Annotated in this window: 17 protein-coding genes; 5 read left to right on the forward strand and 12 right to left on the reverse strand. The window is 33.0% G+C overall.

The features are described 5' to 3' along the window. Nucleotides 1-48: 48 nt before the first annotated feature. A complete protein-coding gene (lgt, locus tag ACWA1F_RS09740; RefSeq protein WP_306156897.1) occupies nt 49-981 on the forward strand; it encodes a prolipoprotein diacylglyceryl transferase in 933 nt (310 codons plus the stop codon). Nucleotides 982-1,378: 397 nt separating this feature from the next. Here the strand turns inward: lgt and ACWA1F_RS09745 are convergent, their stop codons facing one another. The 10 genes from ACWA1F_RS09745 to ACWA1F_RS09790 form a co-directional block, all read right to left on the reverse strand. Further along, entirely contained in the window at nt 1,379-1,990 is a 612-nt protein-coding gene (locus ACWA1F_RS09745; RefSeq protein WP_456893589.1) for an acyloxyacyl hydrolase, read from the reverse strand. 84 nt (nt 1,991-2,074) lie between these two features. After that, nucleotides 2,075-5,065: a protein translocase subunit SecDF gene (gene secDF / locus ACWA1F_RS09750; protein WP_456893590.1), complete on the reverse strand. Its 2,991-nt coding sequence runs from the start codon at nt 5,063-5,065 to the stop codon at nt 2,075-2,077. Between the two features lie 225 nt (nt 5,066-5,290). Further along, nucleotides 5,291-6,226, reverse strand: a complete 936-nt coding sequence (mdh, locus tag ACWA1F_RS09755) for a malate dehydrogenase (protein ID WP_306156903.1) — start codon at nt 6,224-6,226, stop codon at nt 5,291-5,293. Between the two features lie 116 nt (nt 6,227-6,342). Beyond that, nucleotides 6,343-8,283, reverse strand: a complete 1,941-nt coding sequence (gyrB, locus tag ACWA1F_RS09760; protein ID WP_456893591.1) for a DNA topoisomerase (ATP-hydrolyzing) subunit B — start codon at nt 8,281-8,283, stop codon at nt 6,343-6,345. 310 nt (nt 8,284-8,593) lie between these two features. Beyond that, a complete protein-coding gene (gene asnB, locus ACWA1F_RS09765; protein WP_456893592.1) occupies nt 8,594-10,210 on the reverse strand; it encodes an asparagine synthase B in 1,617 nt (538 codons plus the stop codon). Between the two features lie 318 nt (nt 10,211-10,528). Next, entirely contained in the window at nt 10,529-12,205 is a 1,677-nt protein-coding gene (gene asnB, locus ACWA1F_RS09770; protein ID WP_306156908.1) for an asparagine synthase B, read from the reverse strand. A 471-nt stretch (nt 12,206-12,676) separates the two neighbouring features. Further along, the gene (locus ACWA1F_RS09775; RefSeq protein ID WP_456893593.1) at nt 12,677-13,126 is read right to left on the reverse strand and encodes a hypothetical protein; all 450 of its coding nucleotides are present in this window, start codon (nt 13,124-13,126) and stop codon (nt 12,677-12,679) included. A gap of 218 nt (nt 13,127-13,344) precedes the next feature. Next, complete coding sequence (locus ACWA1F_RS09780) at nt 13,345-15,096, reverse strand: TonB-dependent receptor (RefSeq protein WP_456893594.1); 1,752 nt, start codon at nt 15,094-15,096, stop codon at nt 13,345-13,347. A gap of 177 nt (nt 15,097-15,273) precedes the next feature. Beyond that, the gene (locus ACWA1F_RS09785) at nt 15,274-16,137 is read right to left on the reverse strand and encodes a PhzF family phenazine biosynthesis protein (RefSeq protein ID WP_456893595.1); all 864 of its coding nucleotides are present in this window, start codon (nt 16,135-16,137) and stop codon (nt 15,274-15,276) included. A 96-nt stretch (nt 16,138-16,233) separates the two neighbouring features. Next, nucleotides 16,234-19,257: a tetratricopeptide repeat protein gene (locus ACWA1F_RS09790; protein WP_456893596.1), complete on the reverse strand. Its 3,024-nt coding sequence runs from the start codon at nt 19,255-19,257 to the stop codon at nt 16,234-16,236. A gap of 391 nt (nt 19,258-19,648) precedes the next feature. On the opposite strand from ACWA1F_RS09790, the gene ACWA1F_RS09795 reads away from it, so the two are divergent. The 3 genes from ACWA1F_RS09795 to ACWA1F_RS09805 are packed head-to-tail and all read left to right on the forward strand — an operon-like array spanning nt 19,649 to nt 22,158. Then, nucleotides 19,649-20,332 carry a cell division ATP-binding protein FtsE gene (locus tag ACWA1F_RS09795; RefSeq protein ID WP_306156918.1) on the forward strand — a complete coding sequence of 228 codons (684 nt, stop codon included), beginning with the start codon at nt 19,649-19,651 and terminating at the stop codon, nt 20,330-20,332. After that, nucleotides 20,332-21,216, forward strand: coding sequence for a glycosyltransferase (locus tag ACWA1F_RS09800; protein WP_456893597.1), 885 nt, complete (start codon nt 20,332-20,334; stop codon nt 21,214-21,216). The genes ACWA1F_RS09795 and ACWA1F_RS09800 overlap by 1 nt, the downstream gene beginning before the upstream one ends. Before the next feature lie 6 nt (nt 21,217-21,222). Beyond that, nucleotides 21,223-22,158, forward strand: coding sequence for a glycosyltransferase family 2 protein (locus tag ACWA1F_RS09805; protein WP_456893598.1), 936 nt, complete (start codon nt 21,223-21,225; stop codon nt 22,156-22,158). Here the strand turns inward: ACWA1F_RS09805 and ACWA1F_RS09810 are convergent. Both ACWA1F_RS09810 and ACWA1F_RS09815 read right to left on the reverse strand, forming a co-directional pair. Next, nucleotides 22,145-22,549 (reverse strand): sugar 3,4-ketoisomerase, encoded by a 405-nt coding sequence (locus ACWA1F_RS09810; RefSeq protein WP_306156922.1) that lies wholly within the window; start codon nt 22,547-22,549, stop codon nt 22,145-22,147. The genes ACWA1F_RS09805 and ACWA1F_RS09810 overlap by 14 nt on opposite strands. A gap of 7 nt (nt 22,550-22,556) precedes the next feature. Beyond that, nucleotides 22,557-23,378, reverse strand: a complete 822-nt coding sequence (locus tag ACWA1F_RS09815) for a glycosyltransferase family 2 protein (protein ID WP_456893599.1) — start codon at nt 23,376-23,378, stop codon at nt 22,557-22,559. Nucleotides 23,379-23,463: 85 nt separating this feature from the next. On the opposite strand from ACWA1F_RS09815, the gene ACWA1F_RS09820 reads away from it, so the two are divergent. Further along, nucleotides 23,464-24,351 carry a glycosyltransferase family 2 protein gene (locus ACWA1F_RS09820; protein ID WP_456893600.1) on the forward strand — a complete coding sequence of 296 codons (888 nt, stop codon included), beginning with the start codon at nt 23,464-23,466 and terminating at the stop codon, nt 24,349-24,351. The last annotated feature ends 117 nt before the right edge of the window (nt 24,352-24,468 follow it).

Consider the following 24,468-nt stretch of genomic DNA (forward strand, 5'->3'; position numbering starts at 1 on the left):
GAACTTTACATTAAATATTTATTTTTACAGATACAAAAACATTCATACATGACACACGCCTTAAATTTAGTTTGGAATCCTTCTGAGGGAATCAACTTAGGATTTTTTATGATTCGCTATTACAGCTTAATGTTTGTAATTGCTTTTGGTTTAGGATGGTTCCTAATGAAAAAGATTTTCGAAAGAGAAAACGAGTCGATTGAAAAACTAGATTCTTTATTTGTTTGGACGGTTCTAGCAACTTTAATTGGAGCACGTTTAGGTCATGTTTTCTTTTACGATTGGGAATATTTCAGAAATCATTTATTAGAGATTTTCCTTCCTTTTAAATTTGAACCAGAATTCCAATTTACAGGTTTCCAAGGATTAGCAAGTCACGGAGCTGCCATTGCAATTATTATTGCCATGTATTATTACAGCAAAAGAATCTTAAAACGTTCATTATTATGGATTTTAGATCGTGTGGTTATTCCAGTTGCAAGCGGTGCTATTTTTGTTCGTTTGGGGAATTTCTTTAATTCTGAAATTATTGGTCACGAGACTTCATCTGCATTCGGAATACGATTTTTACACGATACATTCAGCAAAGCCGAAGCAGTTCAAAAAACAGGAATTGCGGATCCAAAACAAGCATATAATGCAATAGCAACAGATCCGAAATTTGCAACTCTACTTGCAGAAGTGCCATCGAGACATCCTACTCAATTGTACGAAGCAATTTGTTATGTTTTTGTTTTCGCTATCTTATTCTTTTTATACTGGAGAACAAATGCAAGACTTAAATCTGGACTTCTATTCGGATTATTTTTAGTGCTTTTATTTGTTGTTCGTTTTATTGTAGAATTTGTAAAAGAAAGCCAGGGCGGTTTTGAAAACGAATTAGGCTTATTCTCAACAGGTCAATGGTTAAGTATTCCATTTATTATTATTGGACTTTTCTTTATAATAAGAGCACAGAGAAATCCATTGGCAGAAGCATAAATTATTTAAAAAAATAAAACACAAAAATCCTAAATTCTAATTTATTCAAAATAGAATTTAGGATTTTTTTTATAAAGTATTTTATTGAACTTGGAAAGTTCAAATATTTATAGCTAGTAATTACACAGCATTCTATTCGACCCCTTCAGGGTCGAATGCTACCTTAACAAACGATATCTATAAACATTTGAATCCTTCGGATTCTGATGCTTGTAATCGAACCTGAAAGGTTCAAATGTTTATAGCGAATTAATCGTGGATTGTTTTACGACCCCGAAGGGGTCGTATGCTACCTTAACAAACGATATCTACAAACATTTGAATCCATCGGATTCTGATGCAAAAAAACATTCAACAAAGAAAATATCCAATATCTCACGCATTAGACATTTTCTATTTACAATTGATACGCAATACCAAATTCAATATTCTTTGTATTATAACCTGCATTACTGCTTCCTAAACCTGCATTAGAAACATGCCTTACGCTCGGGCGAACATCAAATTGCAATTTCTGATAATTTGCTGTAAAACCTAATGCAAAAACATCTGCAAAAGCAAAACCTTTAGACATTCGTTCTGTTTCTGTATCTGTAATCATCGGCCCAATACTTCCTAAAGCATAAAACGAGCATACTTTACCCATAGGTTTACGAATTAAAAAACCACAATTAAGCACATATTCTCGAACGTCTTTTAATTGCGCATACTCATCTCTTTTTTGCTGATAATTTGGCGTTTCAGGTTTAACAAAATAGAAATTCAACAATTGATGCTTCCCAAAGTTAATCTCAGGCTGAACCAATATTTGATACTGAAAATGTTTTGTTTCTTTTAAATTATAACATATCTGAAGTTTATAAAAGTGATTTGTAAACGTATAGTTTCTATTGTTAAATTCACTTCCAAAGCCATAATTAAATCCGAGGGAGAAATGCGAATTATTCTGCTGTGCCGTCATTTTTAAAGCAAGAAGAAACAGTAAGCTTAAAAGTAATTTTCTTGTCATAAATTGTTTTGAAATTCTATTTAAATATAGCACAAAAAAAAGATCCAGCTCGCGCTGGATCTTTTTATATAATCAAAACAGTAATTATGCTTTATTGTGTTTGTCTTCGATTGTATGTTTCTCATCATTAGAAATCGTATCAACCAATACTGGAGTTGCGATGAATAATGAAGAATAAGTACCAACGATAATACCAATTAACATTGCGAAGATAAATCCTCTGATAGACTCTCCACCGAAGATAAACATCGTTAATAATACGATGATCATCATTAATGAAGTATTCAATGTTCTTGATAATGTAGTATTAATAGAAGCGTTTACGATATCTTCGAAGCTACCTTTACGGTTTCCGATGATAAACTCTCTCACCCTGTCAAATACAATTACCGTATCGTTCATAGAATAACCAATTACAGTTAAGATCGCAGCGATAAAGTGCTGATCCATTTCCATGTGGAATGGCATGAATTTGTAGCATAAAGAGTAGATTCCTAATACAAAGATAACGTCGTGAGCAACAGCTGCAATCGCACCTAATGAATATTGCCATTTACGGAAAGATACCATTAAGTATAAGAAAATAACCGCCATCGCACCAAGAACTGCCCAGTAAGAGTTAGTTTTGATATCTTCAGAAATAGAAGCTCCAACTTTAGACGCTTGTAATACACCTACTGTTTTACCATTATAAGAGTTGGTAAATTTATCGTAAGAAGTATTTGGGAAATATTTCTGTAAAGCAGCATATAATTTTTGGTTCACTTCCTCATCGATAGCTACACCATCTTCTTTAATTTTATATTTGGTTGTGATTTTCAACTGATCATCATCACCTAAAATTTTAGCTTCAACCGGAGTACCAAAAGCAGCAGACAATTCATCTGAAACTGCAGTTGCATCAACTGGTTTTTCAAATTTAACTTGAAATGTTCTTCCTCCAACAAAATCAACACCTTCATCTAATCCGTTAACGAAGAAGATAGAAACTAAACTTACTACTGTTACAATAGTAGAGAAGATATAAGTGAATTTTTTAACTTTAATAAAGTCAAAGTGGAAGTTTGTAAACCAGTTTTTAGTAATATTTGTAGAGAAAGTTAAATCTGCTTTTCCTGCAATGTTTCTGTCAATAAAGATTCTAGCAATAAAGATTGATGTAAACAATGAAGTTACGATACCAATTAATAATGTTAATGCGAAACCTTTAATTGGACCTGTACCGAAAATAAATAAGATCGCTCCAGTTAAAACGTGAGTAACGTTAGCATCAATAATAGAACGCATTGCACCATGCCATCCGTAAGAAGCTTGAACTGCTTCTGAAAGTGATTTACCTTCACGCAATTCTTCTTTTGCTCTTTCGTAGATAATAATGTTCGCATCTACCGCAGTACCCAATGTTAATACGATACCTGCAATACCTGGTAATGTTAATACAAAACCAAAACTTGCCATAATTCCGAATAAGAATAGTAAGTTTAATAATAATGCAAGGTTAGCATACCAACCAGCTTTACCATAATAGAATACCATCCAAACACAAACTAATAAGAAACCTAATACAGAAGAAATTGTACCTGCATCAATAGCTGCTTGTCCTAAAGATGGACCAACAACAGTTGATTGGATAATATCTGCAGAAGCTGGTAATTTACCTGCATTTAATACGTTAGCTAAATCTTTAGTTTCAGCTACATCAAATGAACCTGTAATCTCAGATCTTCCTCCAGCAATAGGACCGCTTGTAACACCTGGAGCAGAATATACGATATCATCTAATACAATAGCAATGTAGCTTTTTTGAGCGAATGCTCTTCCTGTAAGTTCTTCCCAAACTTTAGCACCTTGGCTGTTCATTTGCATAGAAACTGCAGGTTTACCCATTTGGTCAAAAGTATCTTTTGCATCAGTTACAACACCACCGCTCATTGCTGGGTTATTGTCTCTGTTACCTTTTAAAGCGTATAATTCAACAGCTTCGATATCTGCTGCGTTTTTAATATCTTTTGCTTTAGGATCTTTAATAGTTGTTGGCTTACTCCATACAAATTTTGCATAGTGTTGGTCAGCAGCTAATAAAACTCTAATTTCTGGTCTTTTGAAATAATCATTGATAGCAGCAGTATCTTTAGGAGCGAAGTAACCTAAAACTGGTCCGCCACCTTGAACGATCATTTTATCAAATAAAGGATTGTTTCCTTTTTTAACTTCTGAAGAATCTTTAGCATCAGTTAATAATGCATTCAATGAATCTTTAGCAACTGTTTTAGTTTCAGTCTTTTTAACTTCAGTTTTCTTTAAAGCTTCGTTTGCTGATACTAAGAAATTACCAATTTCTTCAACTTTATAAGTTTCCCAGAACTCTAATTGAGCTTTTCCACCTAATAATTTTTTAATTCTATCAACATCTTTAGCACCTGGAAGCTCTACTAAGATTCTTCCTGTTTCTCCTAATTTTTGAATGTTTGGCTGTGTAACACCAAATTTGTCGATACGCTCTCTTAATACTTTAAAAGCACTTTCTACAGACTCATCAACTTTTCTTTTGATAACTTTTTGAACCTGCGCGTCAGACATTTGAAAATCTACACCACCTTCTCCTTGAAGACTTCTGTTTGCGAAGATATCTGGAGATGCTAATTTTACAGAACCTTTTGAGTTTGCTTCAAAAGCTTCAAAAAACTTATTTAAATACGTTTTGTTTCCTTCTAAATTTGCAGAAGCATCAGCTAACGATTTATTAAATACTGGGTTTTTAGAGTTGTTAGCTAAACCTTTTAAAACATCTTTAATAGAAATTTGAAGAATCACGTTGATTCCTCCTTCTAAGTCAAGACCTTTGTTTAGCTGTTTGTTTTTCACTTCGTTATAAGTGAAATCAGTAAAACCAAGATTTAATACTTTTTCTTTACCAATAGAATCTAAGTATTTCAGCTCTTTATCAGGATTATCTCCTGCAAAAGCTTTAGCTTCACTTTTGACACTATTTGCCACAAAAGTGAATGATAGTTGGTAAATACTTACCAATGCAAATAGAATTGCGAAAAATTTAATAAGTCCTTTATTCTGCATTATTACTAAAAATTAATTATGTTTTATTTTTGTTTTTGTTTTAAAGTCCCATAAAATAAGCCCTGACATGATTTTTTAAAACAAAAATACGAGATCACGAATTACCAATTTTTTTTTAAACCGAGCAAATATATTATTTACGAAAATATTAACCAATTTATTTATTAATTAATCTCAAAAAAAAAGCTGCAAAAGTGCAGCTTCTTTTCTTTTTTGCGGTTTTTATTATACTAATATGGATTTCAAGGCATCATTCATACTTCGAACTGCATCTGCACTTTTGGCAAATAATGCTTTTTCCTGATCATTTAAATTTATATCTAAAATTTCTTCGACTCCATTTTTACCAATTATACACGGTACACCTATGCAAATATCATTCTGTCCATATTCACCTTCAACAAAAACAGAACAAGCAATCATTTTCTTTTGATCGTTTAAAATACTATCAACTAGATACGCCACAGAAGCTCCAGGAGCATACCATGCCGAAGTTCCTAAAAGACCAGTAAGAGTTGCTCCTCCTACCATCGTATCTGCTGCAACTTTTTGCAAGACTTCTTCTGAAAGAAATTCTGTTACTGGAATCCCGTTGTAAGATGCCAGACGCGTTAACGGAATCATAGTTGTATCACCATGACCTCCTATTACCATTGCCGAAATATCATTTGCAGGTTTATCTAATGCCAATGAAAGATACGTTCTAAAACGAGAACTATCCAAAGCACCACCCATACCTATAATTCTATTTTTTGGAAGACCTGTAGCTTTTAAAGCCAAATAAGTCATAGTATCCATTGGATTGGAAACTACAACAATAATGGTATCTGGAGAATACTTCAACACATTCTCAGCAACTGTTTTTACAATTCCTGCATTGATGCCGATTAATTCTTCTCTTGTCATTCCTGGTTTTCTCGGAATTCCTGATGTAATTACAACTACATCACTTCCAGCAGTTTTAGAATAATCATTGGTAACTCCAGAAACTTTGGTATTAAAACCTGTGTTTGTAGCACACTGGGTAATATCCAACGCTTTACCTTCGGCAAAACCTTCTTTAATATCCAACAATACTACTTCACTTGCAATTCCTCTATAAGAAATAACATCTGCACATGTAGCTCCAACATTTCCTGCTCCTACAATGGTAACTTTCATATTTTTTACTTTATCGGTTATTAATTTATTTTTTGTCTCTTCCTTAAAAAGACAATTCGTTTAATTGTCTAGTAAATTTAAACAATTAAACGAATTGAAATTATTAATTTTTCATTTTATGCGTCAATATTTGCATAAACTGCATTTTTCTCGATAAACTCTCTACGTGGCGGTACTTCATCACCCATTAGCATAGAGAAAACTTGATCTGCTTCTGCAAGGCTGTCGATATTTACCTGACGTAAAGTTCTAAAGTTTGGATCCATTGTAGTTTCCCACAATTGCTCTGCGTTCATCTCTCCAAGACCTTTATAACGTTGAATATTGGCACTTCCACCCATTCTTTCGTTAGCCTGATCACGCTGAACATCATTCCAAGCATATTCTTTTTTATTTCCTTTTTTAACTAAGTATAAAGGTGGTGCTGCTATATATACGTGACCTTCTTCGATTAGTTCTTTCATGAAACGGAAGAAGAACGTTAATATTAAGGTAGAAATGTGGCTACCATCGACATCGGCATCACACATGATGATTACCTTGTGATATCTTAGTTTTTCAAGATTAAGCGCTTTACTGTCTTCTGCAGTTCCTACTGTAACTCCTAAAGCGGTAAAGATATTTCTAATCTCTTCATTTTCGAATACTTTATGATGCATCGCTTTTTCAACATTCAAAATCTTACCACGTAATGGCAAAATTGCTTGAAAGTTACGATCACGCCCTTGTTTTGCTGTTCCACCAGCCGAATCTCCCTCGACAAGGTAAACCTCACATCTTGCAGGATCTTGCTCAGAACAATCAGATAATTTCCCTGGCAATCCTCCACCGCCCATAACAGTTTTACGCTGTACCATCTCACGCGCTTTTTTCGCTGCGTGACGTGCCTGAGCTGCTAAGATTACTTTTTGGATAATCAATTTTGCATCATTTGGATTTTCTTCCAAATAATTCTCTAACATTTCTCCAACCGCCTGAGAAACTGGAGAAACAACCTCTCTGTTTCCAAGCTTGGTTTTTGTTTGCCCTTCAAATTGAGGTTCTGAAACTTTAACCGAAATAATCGCTGTTAATCCTTCACGGAAGTCATCTCCAGCAATTTCGAATTTTAATTTATCTAATAAACCAGAAGCATCTGCATATTTTTTAAGCGTTCTTGTCAAACCACTTCTAAAACCTTGCAAGTGCGTACCTCCTTCGTGTGTATTGATATTATTTACGTAAGAGAAAATATTCTCTGTATAGCTTGTATTGTAGATTAAGGCAACCTCAACTGGAATTTCGCCTTTATCATTATCCATACTAATAACGTGCGAAACAATTGGCTCACGGTTACCATCTAAATAACGAATATATTCTTTTAGACCTTCATCAGAATGAAATACTTCGCTTCTGAATTCGCCTTTTTCATCAACTTCTCTTTTATCTGTAAACGTAATTGTGATTCCTTTATTAAGGAAAGAAAGCTCACGCATACGTGCAGAAAGTGTATCATAAGAAAACTCAGTTGTCTGAGTAAAGATTGTATCATCTGGAAAGAAAGTCTGACGAGTACCTCTTTTATCCGTTTCTCCAATTTGTTTTACTGGATATAAAGATTTTCCTCTTTCGTATTCCTGCTCATAAATCTTACCTTCTCTAAATACAGTAGATTTCATGTGAACAGAAAGGGCGTTTACTACAGAAACCCCAACTCCGTGAAGACCTCCAGAAACTTTATATGAATCTTTGTCGAATTTACCTCCCGCACCAATTTTAGTCATTACAACCTCAAGTGCAGAAACTCCTTCTTTTTTATGCAAGTCAACTGGAATACCACGACCATTATCTTCAACAGTAACAGAACCATCCTCGTTTATTGAGACACTAATAGTATCACAATGCCCTCCCATCGCCTCATCAATAGAGTTATCAACAACCTCGTAAACTAAATGGTGTAGTCCTCGAACCCCTACATCACCAATATACATCGACGGACGCATTCTTACGTGCTCCATCCCTTCTAATGCCTGAATACTATCTGCTGAATAATTGTTCTTCTTGATTTCTTCGCTCATATAATTTATTCTAATAAATGTATTTATGTCTAACACGCAAATATATAAAAATGCAGGCTATATAACCAGTAAATTAAACGTTAAAGCATGCAAGTTATCAACAGAAACTTCAATTTAAATTCCAATCTCAAACTTTTGCGCTAAAAATTCCAAATTCCAACGCTTAAATAATAAAGATACTGTAAAAAAACTAAAAATCCGAAACAGAAACTGTTTCGGATTTTATACTATTTCCCAAATTGGACTTTGGAATTATTATTGAGATTTCAACACAATTGGAATTTGGAATTTATTTTATTGGAATTTCATTTTAAGCAATAACATTAGCCTTCACACCTTCAAAATTCCCTTTTAAGTGCGCTGCATTTGCTCTTCCGCTTGGATCAAGGTTTTCTTGCCATTTCGGAATCCATTTACGAACAGTTTGCGCCGCACTGACCTGCGGATAGAATTTATGAAAAATCGATCTGTACAGATACGCTTCTTTAGTCGTTGGAGAGTTATATGGAAATTCCGCACTTGCTCCCGCCAATTGCTCATCTGTAACTTGCGAAGAACAGTATTTAATCAATTCATCAACCCAATTGTATCCTACCCCATCAGAAAACTGTTCTTTCTGGCGCCATAAAACTTCTGAAGGCAAATAAGGATCTTCTGGAGTATCGAAAGCTTTTCTTAAAATATATTTTTCAACTCCATCATAATTTTTTGGCTGTTTTTCTTCTGTTTTAATTCGAATGGCCACATCTAAAAATTCGGTATCCAAAAACGGAATACGAACTTCTAATCCATTTGCCATTGTCGTTTTATCTGCACGCAGTAAATCGGCTGTAAACAGCTTCTGCACTCTTTCGATAGTTTCATCTTGAAATTCTTCTTCAGAAGGCGCATTTCTAAAATATAAATGCCCTCCAAAAACTTCATCTGCCCCTTCGCCCGACAAGATTACTTTTATGCCTTGATCTGCAATTGCTTTAGAAAGCAAATACATTGGAACACCTGAACGCACAGAAATGATATCGTATGTTTCAATATGATAAATGACGTTCTCCAAAACTTTAACTCCTTCTTCAACAGAGAAATGAATTTCGTGATGTTCTGTTCCTAAAAATGCTGCCGCCTTTCTGGCCGAAATATTGTCTGGCGCGTCAGCATCTAATCCGATAGAAAAAGAATGCAGTTTTTCTCCCTTTTCTTTTAGCAATCTCGAAGTGATTGCCGAAATCAAAGATGTATCCAAACCTCCTGACAGCACAACTCCTAGAGGCACTTCTGCCAATAGACGTTTGCGAGTAGCCTGAATCAGACTTTCGCGAATCAATTCTAAATCTAACGCTTGAGTTGCTTTTTTATGATCTTCGTATTCTGGATGATAATATTTTACAAAACCTGTTTTTGCAGTATAATAATGTCCTGGAGGAAAAGTAGAAAACGATTTGCACTGGTCGGCAATAGATTTCATTTCTGAAGAAAAATAAATTCTTCCTCTTTCGTCTAAACCATAATATAAAGGTTTCACTCCAATCGGATCGCGACCTGCAATATATTTATCACCGTCAACAACCACAAAAGCAAAATCTCCGTCTAATTTATTACAGAAATCGTATCCGAATTCTTCATAAAGATGAACAATCACTTCCGAATCTGATTCAGTTCTGAAAGTATGATTTTTTAAAACCGTATTTTTAAGTTCCTGATAGTTATAAATTTCACCATCATGAATCATCCAAGCTTTATCAGTACCTTGAATTGGCTGTTTCCCAGAAGTAAGATCAATAATCGACAAACTTTCATGGCATAATATACTGCCATTTTCCATAATGTGAATATCGCTTTCATCAGGGCCGCGGTGCGACATTCTTTCAGAAAGTTCTTTTACTAGTTTGGGGTCTTTTCCTTTACCAATTACAGCTAATAATCCAGACATAATCTTTTATTTTATTATTCTATTTCCTCTAGTGTTCAAAATATAAATTGAACATTAAAAAATCATTAAAATTTTTCAGCGAAAGCAAAACTATGTATTAATTTTTGCTTTCAGCTATTAAATTGATTAAAATATTTAGAATTCAGTATCAATTCAGCAGATTTCAAATATATTAAAAGAAAGTCAAACAACTGTATTTGAAAGTGTGCAAACTTTTTCAAATCCTATTATTTAACATCTTTAGACAAGAAAAACGCTCTCGGCTAGAGAACGTTTTTCCTAAAAAATATATACTAATTCTAAAAATTAAACTCTTTTTTATGCTTTAACGTAAGCATCATCGTGAACATTGGCAACTGCTCTTCCTGATGGATCGTTTAGGTTTTTGAAAGCTTCATCCCACTCCAAAGCAATTTTTGTACTACAAGCCACACTTGCTTCTTGAGGAACGCATAATGCTGCTGCATCGCTTGGGAAATGTTCTGTGAAAATAGAACGGTAATAATACTCTTCTTTTGAAGTTGGTGTCTGCAATGGGAATTTGAATCTTGCGTTTGCCAATTGCTCGTCTGAAACTTCTCTTGCCACTACTTCTTTCAAAGTATCAATCCAGCTGTACCCTACTCCATCAGAAAATTGCTCTTTTTGTCTCCAAGCCACACTTTCTGGAAGCATATCTTCAAAAGCTTTACGAACAACCCATTTTTCCATTGGGTGCTCTTTGTTGATCATTTTATCTTGTGGGTTGATGCGCATGGCAACATCCATAAATTCTTTATCTAAGAATGGAACACGACCTTCAATTCCCCAAGCTGCTAAACTTTTGTTTGCACGTAAACAGTCGTACATGTGAAGTTTTCCTAATTTACGAACGTTTTCTTCGTGGAATTCTCTTGCGTTTGGCGCTTTGTGGAAATATAAATATCCTCCGAAAAGCTCATCTGCCCCTTCTCCTGAAAGAACCATTTTGATTCCCATAGATTTAATAACTCTCGCCATTAACCACATTGGAGTCGAAGCTCTAACCGTAGTTACGTCATACGTTTCTAAGTTGTAAATTACATCACGAACTGCATCTAAACCTTCTTGGATTGTAAATTTAATTTCGTGGTGAATAGTTCCAATATGATCTGCTACTTTTCTCGCTGCCGCTAAATCTGGCGAACCTTCTAATCCAACTGAGAAAGAGTGCAATTGCGGATACCAAGCATCTGTAGTATCATCTGACTCAATTCTTTTTTGAGCGAATTTTTTAGCTACAGCTGAAGTAATAGAAGAATCTAAACCTCCAGAAAGTAAAACCCCGTAAGGAACATCACTCATTAATTGTCTGTGAACCGCAGCTTCTAGCGCTTCTTTAATTGCAGGAATGCTTGTTTCGTTGTCTTTTACTGCATCATATTCTGTCCAGTCTCTTTTGTACCATTGTACAAATTCTCCGTCTTTGCTTGACAAGTAGTGTCCTGGAGGGAATAATTCGATTTTTGTACAATATCCTTCTAAAGCTTTTAATTCAGAAGCTACATAAAAAGTTCCGTGCTGATCCCATCCAATATACAATGGAATGATTCCCATATGGTCACGAGCCACAAAATATTCATCTTTATCAACATCGTAGATTGCGAATCCGAAGATTCCGTTTAATTCATCAACGAAGCTTACTCCTTTTTCTTTGTATAAAGCCAAAATAACTTCACAGTCACTTTCTGTTTGAAAGTTGTATTTGCCTGCAAATTGTTTACGCAGCTCTCTGTGGTTGTAGATTTCCCCATTTGCTGCCAAAACCAATTTTTTATCTTCTGTAAATAAAGGTTGTTTTCCAGACGCTGGATCTACAATAGCCAAACGCTCGTGAGAAAGAATTGCTTTATCATTGCTGTAAATTCCGCTCCAGTCTGGTCCGCGGTGACGAATGATTTTTGACATTTCTAATACTTGAGGTCTTAACGCTTCGGCTTTTTGTTTAAGATCAAAGGCACATACAATTCCACACATAATTCTATATTTTTATTTTTTAAATTTTAATTTGATAGGGCAAAGATGGAGTATTAGTTACAATTGAAAAACACAAACCTTGATTTTAATTTCAATTTAAAACCATAATTAAGCATTTACATATAAAATGTAAAATTTTGATATCAAAAAAAGCTTGAAACTTGAAAATTTCAATTTCGAACAGAAAATTGCTTTAAAACTGAAAGTTTTAATCAAATTTTTAAATTAATTTTTGAGTTATTTCTTTATGAATGAAAGATTCGTAAAGAGAAGAAGAAAAGTTGTTTTGGAATTATAGTTTATGCAAGAACATAGTATTTGTCATTTCCTAATTCCGAGTGAAGATCTAAAGTAATAATCTCGCAAAGTCGCTAAGACGCAAAGTTTCTTAATTGAAGGAATGGTCGGATTTAAATTACGTAACCTTTGTCAAAGTTTGAAACTTTGACAAAGGTGATGACGAAGTGAAACTTACTCTACACTTTCTATAGTATAATGCGTCTTATTAATTTCAAATTGAAAACCAGCTTTATTCCCCATCAAATGTGCTCCAAGCGGAGATTGCGGAGACAGCGCAATAACATTAATTCCGTCAATAGCGATTTTTGGAAGTGCAACACTTACATATAAATAAATGCCGTTGGCTTTTACCAAACTCCCTAAACTGATATTTTCTGTAATTTTTGAAGGGTCAATTTTTTCTAAGATTGAGATTTGAGCAATTGCTTCCTTCAATTTATTCGTAAGCTTTTCCTGTTCGATATGCATCATCGACAAAGCCGTTTCGTGCTTATCGCCGGCAGAACCTTTGGCATCGTTTTTAGAATCTTCGGTTAAGTTCGAAATCATGTCTTTAAAAACATCGATTCTATCTTGAACCATTTGAGTATAATGAGAGTATATTTTTTCTTTGAAGTCCATAGTTAATTTTGCCACGAAGGTGCTAAGACACAAAGATCGTTAAAAAGCATTTAAATATCTTACTGCCTAAAGAATTTCTATTTTTACAATTACAAAAATTTAAAAAGCCACAAATTCACGAATTTACTCCAAAAAATCCATGAATCCGTGGCTTAAAAAAAAGGCACTTCTATATTAATATACTCTTTGTGCCTTAGTGTCTTTGTGGCTCAACGTTCTTAAAAATCAAATTTATAATTAGCTCCTCCAAGAATCTGGAATCCTTGCACCGGATAATTTAACCATTTTTGATAAGCTTGATTTCCAATATTATTTGCTTTCAAGAAAAACGTTAAACGCTCGCTGAATTTATAACCAACATGAGCATTCGCATCAAAGTAGCTTTTAAGCGTTGTAATGACTGGATCAACTGTTAAATTTAAATTCGATTGCATATCTTTTCTTTCGCCCACATAAAACACATTCAATCCTGCGTACCATTGCTTAGTAATACTAACGTCTAAAGTTGAACTTAATTTCATTGACGGCAAATTCCATGCTTCGACATTATTATCTGTACTATAACTATTAAAAGTTCCGTTGATTCCGAAAGTTACATTCTGAGAAAAATCGGCTTTTAATTCTCCGTAGAAACGAAAAGTTCTAATATCTTCATAAACTACCCCAAATGAGTTTCCGAAAGCGTAATCTTCGTTTGTAATAACTTCAGTATAATCATTGGCTTTAAATAAGGCTTTATCTTTTTCATTTAAATAAGAAGCAGTCAAGTTATAATTAACATTATTAGCCAATTTTCCTTTTAATCCAGCAAATACATTATACTGCGTGCTTGACGGACGCATATTTAAAGTTGGAGACAAAAACGGATTATCAGTTACAAAATCTGCATAAGAATTCTGGTTCAAAGCTCCATTTACCCCTGTGTAGAAAATCATCAAATCGCCAACCAGTCTGTAAGAAGCGTTTACTTTTGGATAGAAATAAAATTTATTTCCGCTGTTTTCAGAATCTGCGCTATAATAAACTCCCGCACCTAATTCAAGAGTCCATTCATTTTCATTGATTACAAAACTTGGTTCGATTCCAACATTTGTAAAACTATATTCTAATGCTTCTGTATTGTCTTGGAAATAATTATTCTTAAAAGAACCGCTTACGTGATCTACAATAACGTTTGTTTTAATCGCCTGATCCATTACATCAACTGTAAAAGTTGGCTTTACATAAAAACGATTTTCTGATGAAGAATAACTGTCTGAAAAATGTGTAAATCTTGCTGAAAGCTTACTAAAAATACTTTCGTTAAATTCTGCATTTCCGCCAAGCGAAATGGTATTATAAGAATGATCCGGATTAATGCTGTTTACCAAATCATAACGCTGATCTGGAATTGTAGAACCAAAATCTGAAGGAAGTCCGTACCAGTTATAAATCTGGTTTTGGTAGCCTAAATCAACGCCCCAAGTTACATCTCTATTATTCTGTCCGTAACCTACATTAATTGCCGTATCGTAAAATTCATCGTTCAATTCCACATCTTTAATTCCGCCTTGAGACGAATGATGACGAAACATTCCTGCCACATAATCATTATTCCCTAAATCCTGATTTACAAACAATTCAGCGTTTAAAGTACTATAATTACCCAAACCTAAAGTAGCATAATTATTAAACAATCTTTCTTTTTTTGCTTTCTCCACACCTTCAGCTTTTCCTTTAGAAGGAGTAAAAGTTGATGCCACGGGAACAGACAAAATACTGTACTTAATAACTTCTTTTGGCTGATTTCCGCTGTCGTCAAGCGAAGGTGTTTCTTTTACTTTAAAAGCATCTGAAATAGTTGGCGAATACGGTTTTACAACATTTACTGTCTCGGTTCCGATACTTTCGTTTTTCTTCTGTGCAAACGAAAACTGAGCAGCAAATAACACTAACAAAATGATAATTTTATGTCGGCAGTTTAATTTCATATTTCTTTCTTTTTAGAGTGGTAGAAAAAAGACGCAAGAAAAAAGACATATACTCTATCTTAATTTCTTCTCCGCAAACTCTTTATTCACTTCTCTATATTTTCTTTTCTTTTCTAAAATCTAAATTCTTTATTCCTAGCCTAGCTCTTGCTTCTTGGCTCTTGCTTCTTTCAAAATCTAAGCTTCCCACTCCCCCTTAGCCACAAACTGAGTTTTTCCTCCTATTGTAATATCGTATTGATCGTTGGCTAATTTTCCTTTAAAATGAATTTGAGAAGGACGCCCCATATAATCTCCTTGATAATTGGTCACTTCAATTTCTGGCGAATGGTATTTTAAAAGATACGCTTGCAGACAAGTACTTGCGCTTCCTGTCGCTGCATCCTCTTTCAGCTGATTGTGTTCAATATATAAAAGTCTGCTTGCCAGTTTACCATCTTCAAAACTATAGAAATACAATCCTTGGTGATCGGTTTTGCAATGCTGTTTCAGCCATTTATCTGTTTTATCTTTATCTAAAGTCAGATTTTCTAAAGCTCTTTTACTATTTAAAGGCACAATTACAAAAGCACTTCCTGTTGTCACTTCCTGAATCAAATATTGATTGTCAAAATCATCAATTGTCAAATTGCTGAAAGACGGAAAATCTTCTTTCCCGAAAACATCCCAGAATTTTGGCTGTGCTGCTTTTAGCCAAATCAAATCTTCTGATTGCTTAATTTGAATTGGCCCAATCGGAACTTCTACTGTTATATTTTCAGGCGAATTTTCAAAAACTTTGTTCATCAAAACCCATGAAGTCCCAATAATTGGATGACCTGCAAACTGCATTTCTTGAGACGGAGTAAAAATTCTAATCTCTGCTTTATTGTTAGCAATATCCAGTTTGGTAACAAAAGTGCTTTCTGCAAAATTAATTTCGCATGCAATCTGCTGCATTTCTTTCGAACTTAAATTTCCAGCATCTAAAAAAACCGCCAGCTGATTTCCAGCATATTTTTTATCTGTAAAAACATCAACTATATAAAAAGGTAAACCCATTGTTTTTCTTGTATTTTGTTTTTAGTCCTTAGTTTTTAGTCCTTAGCGTTTTTCCTATTATTAAGGACTAGGGGCTAAAAGACTAAGGACTAAAAACTATTTATTAATTGAAGAATTCGTTTTTGACTCTTCTGATTTAATAGCGCTTAATTCTCTTTTTGCTTCTTCCACCACATCTGGATAATCAGTAAAATTGTTGATTACGTTATCTAGAATATAAGTCGCCTGATAACTGTCTTTCAATCCGTAGAAATTTTTTGCCATTAAGACCAAACCTTTAGCTCCGTAATATTTGTAAGCCGAATAACTTTTTGCCAGTTTCTGAACCGCAGTATTTGAAGCTTCAAATTTTCCTTCTTTCGTTTTAAAATAAGCATCATAATACAAAGCTTCAGCAGCCAATTCTCCTTTAGAAGTCGTAGCCAGTTTTGCATAAGCCACTTTTGCTTTGTCTTCATTTCCAGTTTGCATTGCGGCACGTGCCACGATAATTTGCGCATCGGCTTTTACGCCTGCGTCAGATTTTGGATTTTCTAAAACTTTATCTGCCGCAACAACCGAATTGTCATAATCTTTTTTGTCGTAATAGCATTTCATCAAATTGGCTTGCGCAAAAGTTTTATTCTGCGGATAATCAGCTTCTTTTTCTAAACGAACTAAAACCGGAATCGCTTTGTCGCAATCTTTTGCTTTTAGATAAATCTGAGCCAATCTGTTTAAAGCCTGCTCTGTAAATTCGTTTCTCGGCTGATCAATTACATATTGATAATTGGCAATAGATTTTGTTTCAGAACCTTCTGCATAAGTCAATTGCGCCAAATAGAAATTAGCTTCAAGCGCATGCATTCCGTTCGGGAATTTTGCAATATATCCAGCAAAACCAGGCATCGCTTGTTTCGCATTGTTTTGACTGTATTGTTTGAAAGCCGCATCATAAGTATCATTATCCAATTCCGCATCTGTAACCTCCACAAAGTCTAAAGTACGAACCCAAGTTGCATATTCGTCTACTTTTCCAGAATCAACATAAATTAATCTTGCTGTCGAAACTGCTTCTAGAGCTTCTGGAGTTTTTGGGAATTCTGCTGCTACTTTTTTAAATTTCGTTAAAGCTTGTGTATCACGATCAGAGTTGTAATAAATCAAACCTTGTTTCAAAATGGCTTTTGAAGTAAATGTTCCGTTACCAAATTCAGAAATCAACTGATCGTACGTTTTAATTGCCTGATCGTTTTTCTTTTCAGCCACGTATGTATTTCCAAGCTCAAACAAAGCATCATCTCTGTACGATGATTTTTTGTACATCTGAAGGAAATTATTCAGCTCGTCAACTTTCTTAGCGTTATTTGACATAAATCCATAAGAAAGTGCTTTTTGAAACTGCGCATAATCGGCATCTACACCTTTTGCAGCGATTGCTTTTGCGTAAGCTTCGTTTGCAGCGCTGTATTTAGACGTTACAAATCGGCAATCTCCCAAACGTAAATAAGAATCGTTTAAACGAACTTTATCTGAAGGCGATTGATCAATTTGAGCTTGAAAAGAATTCGCAGCCTGATCGTATTCTTTCAGTTTGAAGTACGTGTAACCAATATTGTAGTTGATATTTTTATATTCGTCAGTCGACTTTGCCGCTGCCATTCCGGCAAATTGTTTGTACGTTAATAATGCGTTTTGCATATCATCGTTCAAGTATTCGGTTTCTGCTTTCCAGAAAGTGGCACGTGCTGTAAATTCAGGAGTTTTTTGTTCGCTTATAGCGCTTTTGAACAATTTACCCGCTTCCTGATAATTATTCTCGTTGTACAATTCTAAACCTCTATAAAAAAGCACTTTTTGATATGCTGCTTTATTTTCAGCACTTCTATTTTTTTCTAATAAAGCCAGTGCTTCTTTGTAGTTTTTAGAAGAAATATAAGAATCGACCAATAATTTCTCTACCTCAGCACGGCTTGAATTATTCGGATATTTTTTAAGGAAATCTAATAAAATTCCAGGGACAGCCTGATATGCGTTTCCAATATCGTAACTTAATTTAGCGTAATTCAAAGCTGCATCTTCTTGAATCTGTGCATTAAAATCCATTTCTGAAGCATTTTTAAAAGCATTTAAAGCTTCTTGCTTTTTACCAATATTCAAATAGCTTAAACCTAAATGATAGTACGCATTTTGAGCCACAAAATCTTTTCCTTCAATAATTTTATTAAATTGAGAAATTGCTTTTTCGTAGTTTTTCTGCTCGTAATACGCATAACCTAACTGATAAAAATCGGTATTATTCCACTTCCCTTTTTTACCAGCATATTGCTCTAAATATGGAATTGCTTTTCCGTATTGTTTCAAATTAAAATAACTTTCTCCAATAATTTTATTCAGTTCCGATTTTTCAATTTCATTAGATTTCCCCATCGCTTGCTGACCTAAATCAATTGCTTTTTGGAAATTTCCAAGTTTGAAATTCATATCAGCCTGATAGTACGACAGCTTTTCTTTGTATTTTTCTTCTCCGGAAACCTCATCAAAATATTTTGTAGCTTCTTTATAATCATCTCCTTCATACGCCATAAAACCTAAGTAATATTTGGCTTGAGAACCGTATTCTTTAGAATTCACTACTTTATTAAAATAGTTCGTCGCTTCTTTTTTCTTTTTAGCACTAAAATAGCTGTAGCCTTTCATAAAATTAAACTTATCAGACTCAGTTTTACTCATGTAGCTTTCATCAACTTTATCAAACCACATTAAAGCTTTTGGGTAATTTCCCTGTTCGAAGAAAAATTGCGCCGCTTCTATATAAGCCTGATTTTGCTTAGTGCTTGTTGGATAATCATTAACAAACTGTTCTACCAAAGCATCAGCATTTGCCTTATTCGTTCTTATAGCGCAATTAGCGATATAAAAAGCACAATCCGATTTCACTTCCTCGGTAATAGCTGTGTTTTCATTGTTCTTTACGTGCTCAAAAATAAGTTGAGCCGAGGCATATTGTTTGTCGTTATATAAAGCCAGTGCTTTGTCAAAATCCTTTAATTCGTAAGTGTAAATAGCTGATTTTTGTGCGGAAGCTATAGTCGAAGCAAGGAAAATTTGGAATAAAAAGAACCTGGAAAGTTTACGCATTTTAATAATATTTAGTATTCAAATGTATCATTTTTATACGGTTTATAACGAAACGTTTCAAGCTTTTATTATCTCTAAAAAATTAAACTTCCGCATTTTTTTTAACAATTCAATCTCAAATTATTGGTTCTCAAAGCATTTTTAAAACCACATAAGCGATATAAGTAAATATAATATTCTAAAACTTTTCTGCGTTTTATAAAATAAGCTTTTATCCTTTATATGGTTTAATTTAAGCCATTCCAAAAATAAATTTGCTCCAATTTTATTAAATGAACTTATATGGCTTATATGGTTTAATTACATTTAAACTTTTTCATAAGAATTCATTTAAATTTATTTTGAATCCAAGCGTTATCTTATTACTTTTACCATTCAAACCAATTTTATTATGTCACAAACCGTACTGTCTCTTAAAGAAGTCACTATATATCAAGAAGGAAGAAAAATTATCTCTCACATTAACTTAGATGTTAACCATGGTGAGTTCATCTACATTATCGGGAAAACTGGTTCTGGAAAAAGTAGTTTTCTAAAAACTTTATATGCTGATTTACCGTTAGTTGAAGGTGAAGGACATATTGTTGAATTTGATTTGGCAACTTTAAAAGAAAGTGAAATTCCGTATTTAAGACGTAAAATCGGAATCGTGTTTCAAGACTTTAAATTACTTCCAGACCGTTCTATAAAAGACAATATGCTTTTTGTTTTAAGAGCTACGGGGTGGGTTGAAAAAGAAGCCATGCAACATAAAATTGATGAAGTTTTGGACAAAGTTGGAATGAAAGACTTTGTAAACAAAATGCCGCATCAGCTTTCTGGAGGAGAACAGCAGCGTGTTGCAATCGCTAGAGCGCTATTGAACGACCCAGAATTTATCCTTGCTGACGAACCTACAGGAAATCTTGATCCACAAACAAGTTCTGAAGTTTTAGAAGTTTTAAAAGCAATTAATGCCGCAGGTAAAACCGTTATTATGGCAACGCACGATTATGCTTTATTAATGAAATTCCCTTCTAAAACCTTAAAATGCGAAGATGAAAGAATCTTCGAAGTGGTGCAAAGAAGCGTGTAATGCTTTCCATTTTAATTCCGGTTTATAATTATAATGTTTTACCGCTGGTTTTAGAACTTAAGCGACAAGCCGATAATTTAGGAATTGAATATGAGATTTTGGCACAAGATGATTTCAGCCAAAATTTCGCAAATGAAAACACGCAGATAAATACACTCGAAAATTGTTCTTTTTCGATCAATACTGGAAACTTAGGCAGAGGAAGAAATATTAATTTATTGTGTTCCAAATCAAAGTATAATTTTATCTTGATTATGGAGGCAGATGCTTTGCCAGAGAATGAATTTTATCTTAAAAATTATATTGAATTACTTTCAAATTCAACATCAGTAATTTTTGGCGGTGTAAAATACCCCGATATTGTTCCTTCTAAAGAAAAAATACTTCGATGGAAATATGGCTTAAAAAGAGAAAGTAAATCTTTAAATCAACGACTTCAAAATAATTATGATTTTGTATTTACGTGGAATTTAATTTTAAAAAAAGAAATTATCTTACAATTTCCATTTCCAGAATTCATAAAAGATTATGGATATGAAGACCTGATTTTTATAAATAATCTGCGCTTAAATTCGATTCCTGTTTCACATACCGAAAATCTGCTGATTCATTACAACAATGAAAACAGTATCGATTTTATTGAAAAAGCTGAAAAAGCTGTTCAAAACTTACACAACTTAGTCCAATTTCATAAAATTGATCCTGAAAGCACTAGATTAACAAAGTTTCATTCACTTTTAAATAGGCTATATTTAACTGGAATTACAAAAGCTATTTATAGCATAACAAAAAAGAGAATATTAGCCAACTTAACTTCAGAAAAACCAAATTTATATCTTTTAGATTTTTATAAATTAGGTTTTTATTGCGATTTAAAAAAATAATCAGCTATGGTCTTTTTTTCGGTAGTTATTCCGTTATACAATAAAGTTGATCATATCGAAAACACTGTCAAAAGTATTCTCGGTCAAACTTTTATTGATTACGAAATCATTATAATAAATGATGGATCTACCGACGCAAGTGAAATTATTGTTAGAAATTTTAATGATAAAAGAATTAAAATCTTTAATCAAAAAAATCAAGGAGTTTCTGTTGCAAGAAATTTTGGAATAGGGAAGTCTTCTGGAAAATTTATAGCCTTTCTTGATGCTGATGATTATTGGTTTCCAAATCATTTAGAAGAATTGAACAAATTAATTCTTGATTTTCCAAATTGCGGTATTTATTGTTCTAGATACAAAACTAAAATCAGTACAAATCATTTTAAAATCCCAGTATTTCAAGGAATAACAAATTCTTTTAGCGGAATTATCAATGATTATTTTTATTCTAATCAACCATCCCGCATTACTTGGACTTCATGTCTAGCTATTTCAAAAGAAATTCTAGAAAACACAGGAGGTTTTACTCCTGGCGTAACAAATGGTCAAGATTTAGAGTTATGGACAAAAATTGGGATTAATTTCTCTGTAGCAATTACCAATAAAACTACTGCAGTTTATAATTATGATATTGGAAAAAGTTTGAGTAAACGCGAAATAAATTCGATGAGTTTAATGGATTTTGAACAATTCAAAACCTTCGAAAAAGATAATCGATCTCTTAAAAAGTTTCTCGATTTATATCGAATTGAATATGGATTACACTACTATATTTTTGGGAATAAAACCAAATTCAATTTTTATTTAAAAGATGTTGATAAGGAAAATATCCCCTTTAAAGTTCAATTTTTATTAAAAGTTCCGTCTTCCTTTTTGCAGCTTCTTCTAAAATTAAAAAGAAAATTAAAACAAGGCGGAATTGATTTTTCTATTTACAAGTAGCATATTTAATAAAATCGTCAAAATTTCTAATATAATCTTCTTCTATATAAACTTCTGAAGCTATTACAAGACAAAGAGATCCTGAAGAGAAATTTTGCAATTCCCTCCAAATTCCAGGATTAATCAATAATCCTTCATAAGGTCGATTTAAGGTAATGATTTGCTCTTTTTCTCCATCTTTCAAAACCACATCAAAACTACCGCTTAAGGCAACCAAAAATTGTCGAAGCTTTTTATGAGCATGTCCTCCTCGTTCGGCTCCAGCCGGAACATCATACAAATAATACACCCTTTTTATATCAAAAGGAACAGTGCCATTTTCAATAACTGAAAGATTGCCTCTTCGCTCTTCTATTTTAGGAATAGGTATTATTTGTGCTTTATCATTCATTATCATTTTACTTGTTTTGTTGAAACGTTTTATGCCCTTTTATTGCACTTCTGAAAATAGCATTCAGATTATTCATTTTTATTTTCTTGTGTTTTAAATCAAAAAACATCTTTACAAAAATCCAAAAAAGATACTTTTCTTTAAAGATTCTAATAAACAATGCGCCGCTAATAAAATACCTGTCTAATATATCTCTTTTCTCTGAAGAAGTTGAGTTTTTATGTTCAACAATTATTTGCGGCTCAAAAACGAGCTGTTTGTTATCTTTCTTTAAATCTGATAAAAAAACAGCTTCTTCTCCCATCTCAAAAATTCCTCCCAATCCGAAATTTTCATCAAATCTATATTTTCTAAAATCAATTTGAAATTTATTTAATGTTAATTCGATAGAACTTGTATTCAAGATATCAAAAGCATTTAAATGGCTTTTAGAATTGGCTGAATATTTATTCAGAGGTTTTTTATCTGATTTTAGAGCACTAAACTTTATAACCGCCGCATTCGGATATTTATGATAAGCGTCGATTATTTTTGCAATAAATTCTTTCTCAAACACCACATCATCATCCGAAATTAAAAGAATTTTTCCAATTGCATTCTCTAAAGCTAAGTTGCGACTTTTAGAAAGCCCTTTTTCAAATGAGTTTATAACTCTTATGTTTGGACAATTCGAACTAAGATTTATTTCATTTTGAACCTGATTGATAATTAATATTGAAATTTTCGAATAGTCTAAAGATGAAAACATAGGAACTAAAAACTCCAACGAATCTCTGTTCATTGTCGAAATTAATATCTCTAAGTCTTTTTCTTCAAACAAAATATTCATTTTTCAATTCTATTAAACAACCATAAACACTATAATATTCTTATTTTTGAATTTTGTAAATTTATTTTAACAACTCAATTTCAATATGCACAATCTTCCTTTAGTAACTGTCATTTGTTTGTGCTACAATCATGATAAGTTTGTAATTGAGGCTTTAAATTCTATTGTAAATCAAACTTACAAAAATATTGAAATTATAGTTGCTGATGACTTTAGTAATGATTCTTCTGTAAAAGAAATTAAAGAATGGCAAAAGAAGTATTCTCACGCTAAACTTGTAATTAATGACAGTAATTTAGGCAATACCAAAACCTTTAACAAAGCTCTAAAATTATCAAATGGAGATTATATTATTGATTTAGCTGCAGATGATATTTTATTACCAAACTGTGTCGAAGAACAGATTTCCACTTTTTTCAAATCTAAAACTGAGCGTTTGGCTATAGTTTATGGAAATGCTGAAATTATTTCTGAAGACAAAGCACACCTCAACTATTATTACAAAGTTGGTGCTGATAAAAAAGCAATACTAAAACCTGCTTCTGGAGATATTTACAAAGCGATTTTAAGCCAAAGCAGTATGATATGTTCTATCAGTTCAATGATAAAAAAAGAAGTATTATTAGAGCTAAACGGTTACGATGAAAATTTATCTTATGAAGATTTAGACATCTGGATTAGAACTTCAAGAAATTACAACTTCGAATTTATAGATTCTATTTTAGTTCAGAAAAGAGAACTTCCCAACTCTTTAGGAAATATGTTTTATAAAAGATTTAATTCAAGAACAAAAAAGATAAATCGATCGACTTATTTAATTATAAAAAAGGCAATTGCATTAAACAAAACTAAAGAAGAAAATAAAGCACTTTTAAAAAGACTGCATTTTGAAATGGAAAAAGCGTATAGAACTTTAGATATCTTGCTTTTTATAAAATATATTCCTTTGGAATTAAAATTACGTTTTAGCTAATTTCTGTTTTAAAAAATCGCTTACAATCATTGAACATTTCTCTGCGCCCAAATTATGTAAATGATCTGCATCGTAAAAATCATCATTATAAAAACGAGAATCTAAAAAGAAAAAAGC

This window comes from Flavobacterium erigeronis, assembly GCF_054075165.1.

Coding starts and splice junctions, on each gene's coding strand:
- lgt (WP_306156897.1), top strand. CDS start 49: ATGACACACGCCTTAAATTTAGTTTGGAATCCTTCTGAGGGAATCAAC.
- ACWA1F_RS09745 (WP_456893589.1), bottom strand. CDS start 1,990: ATGACAAGAAAATTACTTTTAAGCTTACTGTTTCTTCTTGCTTTAAAA.
- secDF (WP_456893590.1), bottom strand. CDS start 5,065: ATGCAGAATAAAGGACTTATTAAATTTTTCGCAATTCTATTTGCATTG.
- mdh (WP_306156903.1), bottom strand. CDS start 6,226: ATGAAAGTTACCATTGTAGGAGCAGGAAATGTTGGAGCTACATGTGCA.
- gyrB (WP_456893591.1), bottom strand. CDS start 8,283: ATGAGCGAAGAAATCAAGAAGAACAATTATTCAGCAGATAGTATTCAG.
- asnB (WP_456893592.1), bottom strand. CDS start 10,210: ATGTCTGGATTATTAGCTGTAATTGGTAAAGGAAAAGACCCCAAACTA.
- asnB (WP_306156908.1), bottom strand. CDS start 12,205: ATGTGTGGAATTGTATGTGCCTTTGATCTTAAACAAAAAGCCGAAGCG.
- ACWA1F_RS09775 (WP_456893593.1), bottom strand. CDS start 13,126: ATGGACTTCAAAGAAAAAATATACTCTCATTATACTCAAATGGTTCAA.
- ACWA1F_RS09780 (WP_456893594.1), bottom strand. CDS start 15,096: ATGAAATTAAACTGCCGACATAAAATTATCATTTTGTTAGTGTTATTT.
- ACWA1F_RS09785 (WP_456893595.1), bottom strand. CDS start 16,137: ATGGGTTTACCTTTTTATATAGTTGATGTTTTTACAGATAAAAAATAT.
- ACWA1F_RS09790 (WP_456893596.1), bottom strand. CDS start 19,257: ATGCGTAAACTTTCCAGGTTCTTTTTATTCCAAATTTTCCTTGCTTCG.
- ACWA1F_RS09795 (WP_306156918.1), top strand. CDS start 19,649: ATGTCACAAACCGTACTGTCTCTTAAAGAAGTCACTATATATCAAGAA.
- ACWA1F_RS09800 (WP_456893597.1), top strand. CDS start 20,332: ATGCTTTCCATTTTAATTCCGGTTTATAATTATAATGTTTTACCGCTG.
- ACWA1F_RS09805 (WP_456893598.1), top strand. CDS start 21,223: ATGGTCTTTTTTTCGGTAGTTATTCCGTTATACAATAAAGTTGATCAT.
- ACWA1F_RS09810 (WP_306156922.1), bottom strand. CDS start 22,549: ATGAATGATAAAGCACAAATAATACCTATTCCTAAAATAGAAGAGCGA.
- ACWA1F_RS09815 (WP_456893599.1), bottom strand. CDS start 23,378: ATGAATATTTTGTTTGAAGAAAAAGACTTAGAGATATTAATTTCGACA.
- ACWA1F_RS09820 (WP_456893600.1), top strand. CDS start 23,464: ATGCACAATCTTCCTTTAGTAACTGTCATTTGTTTGTGCTACAATCAT.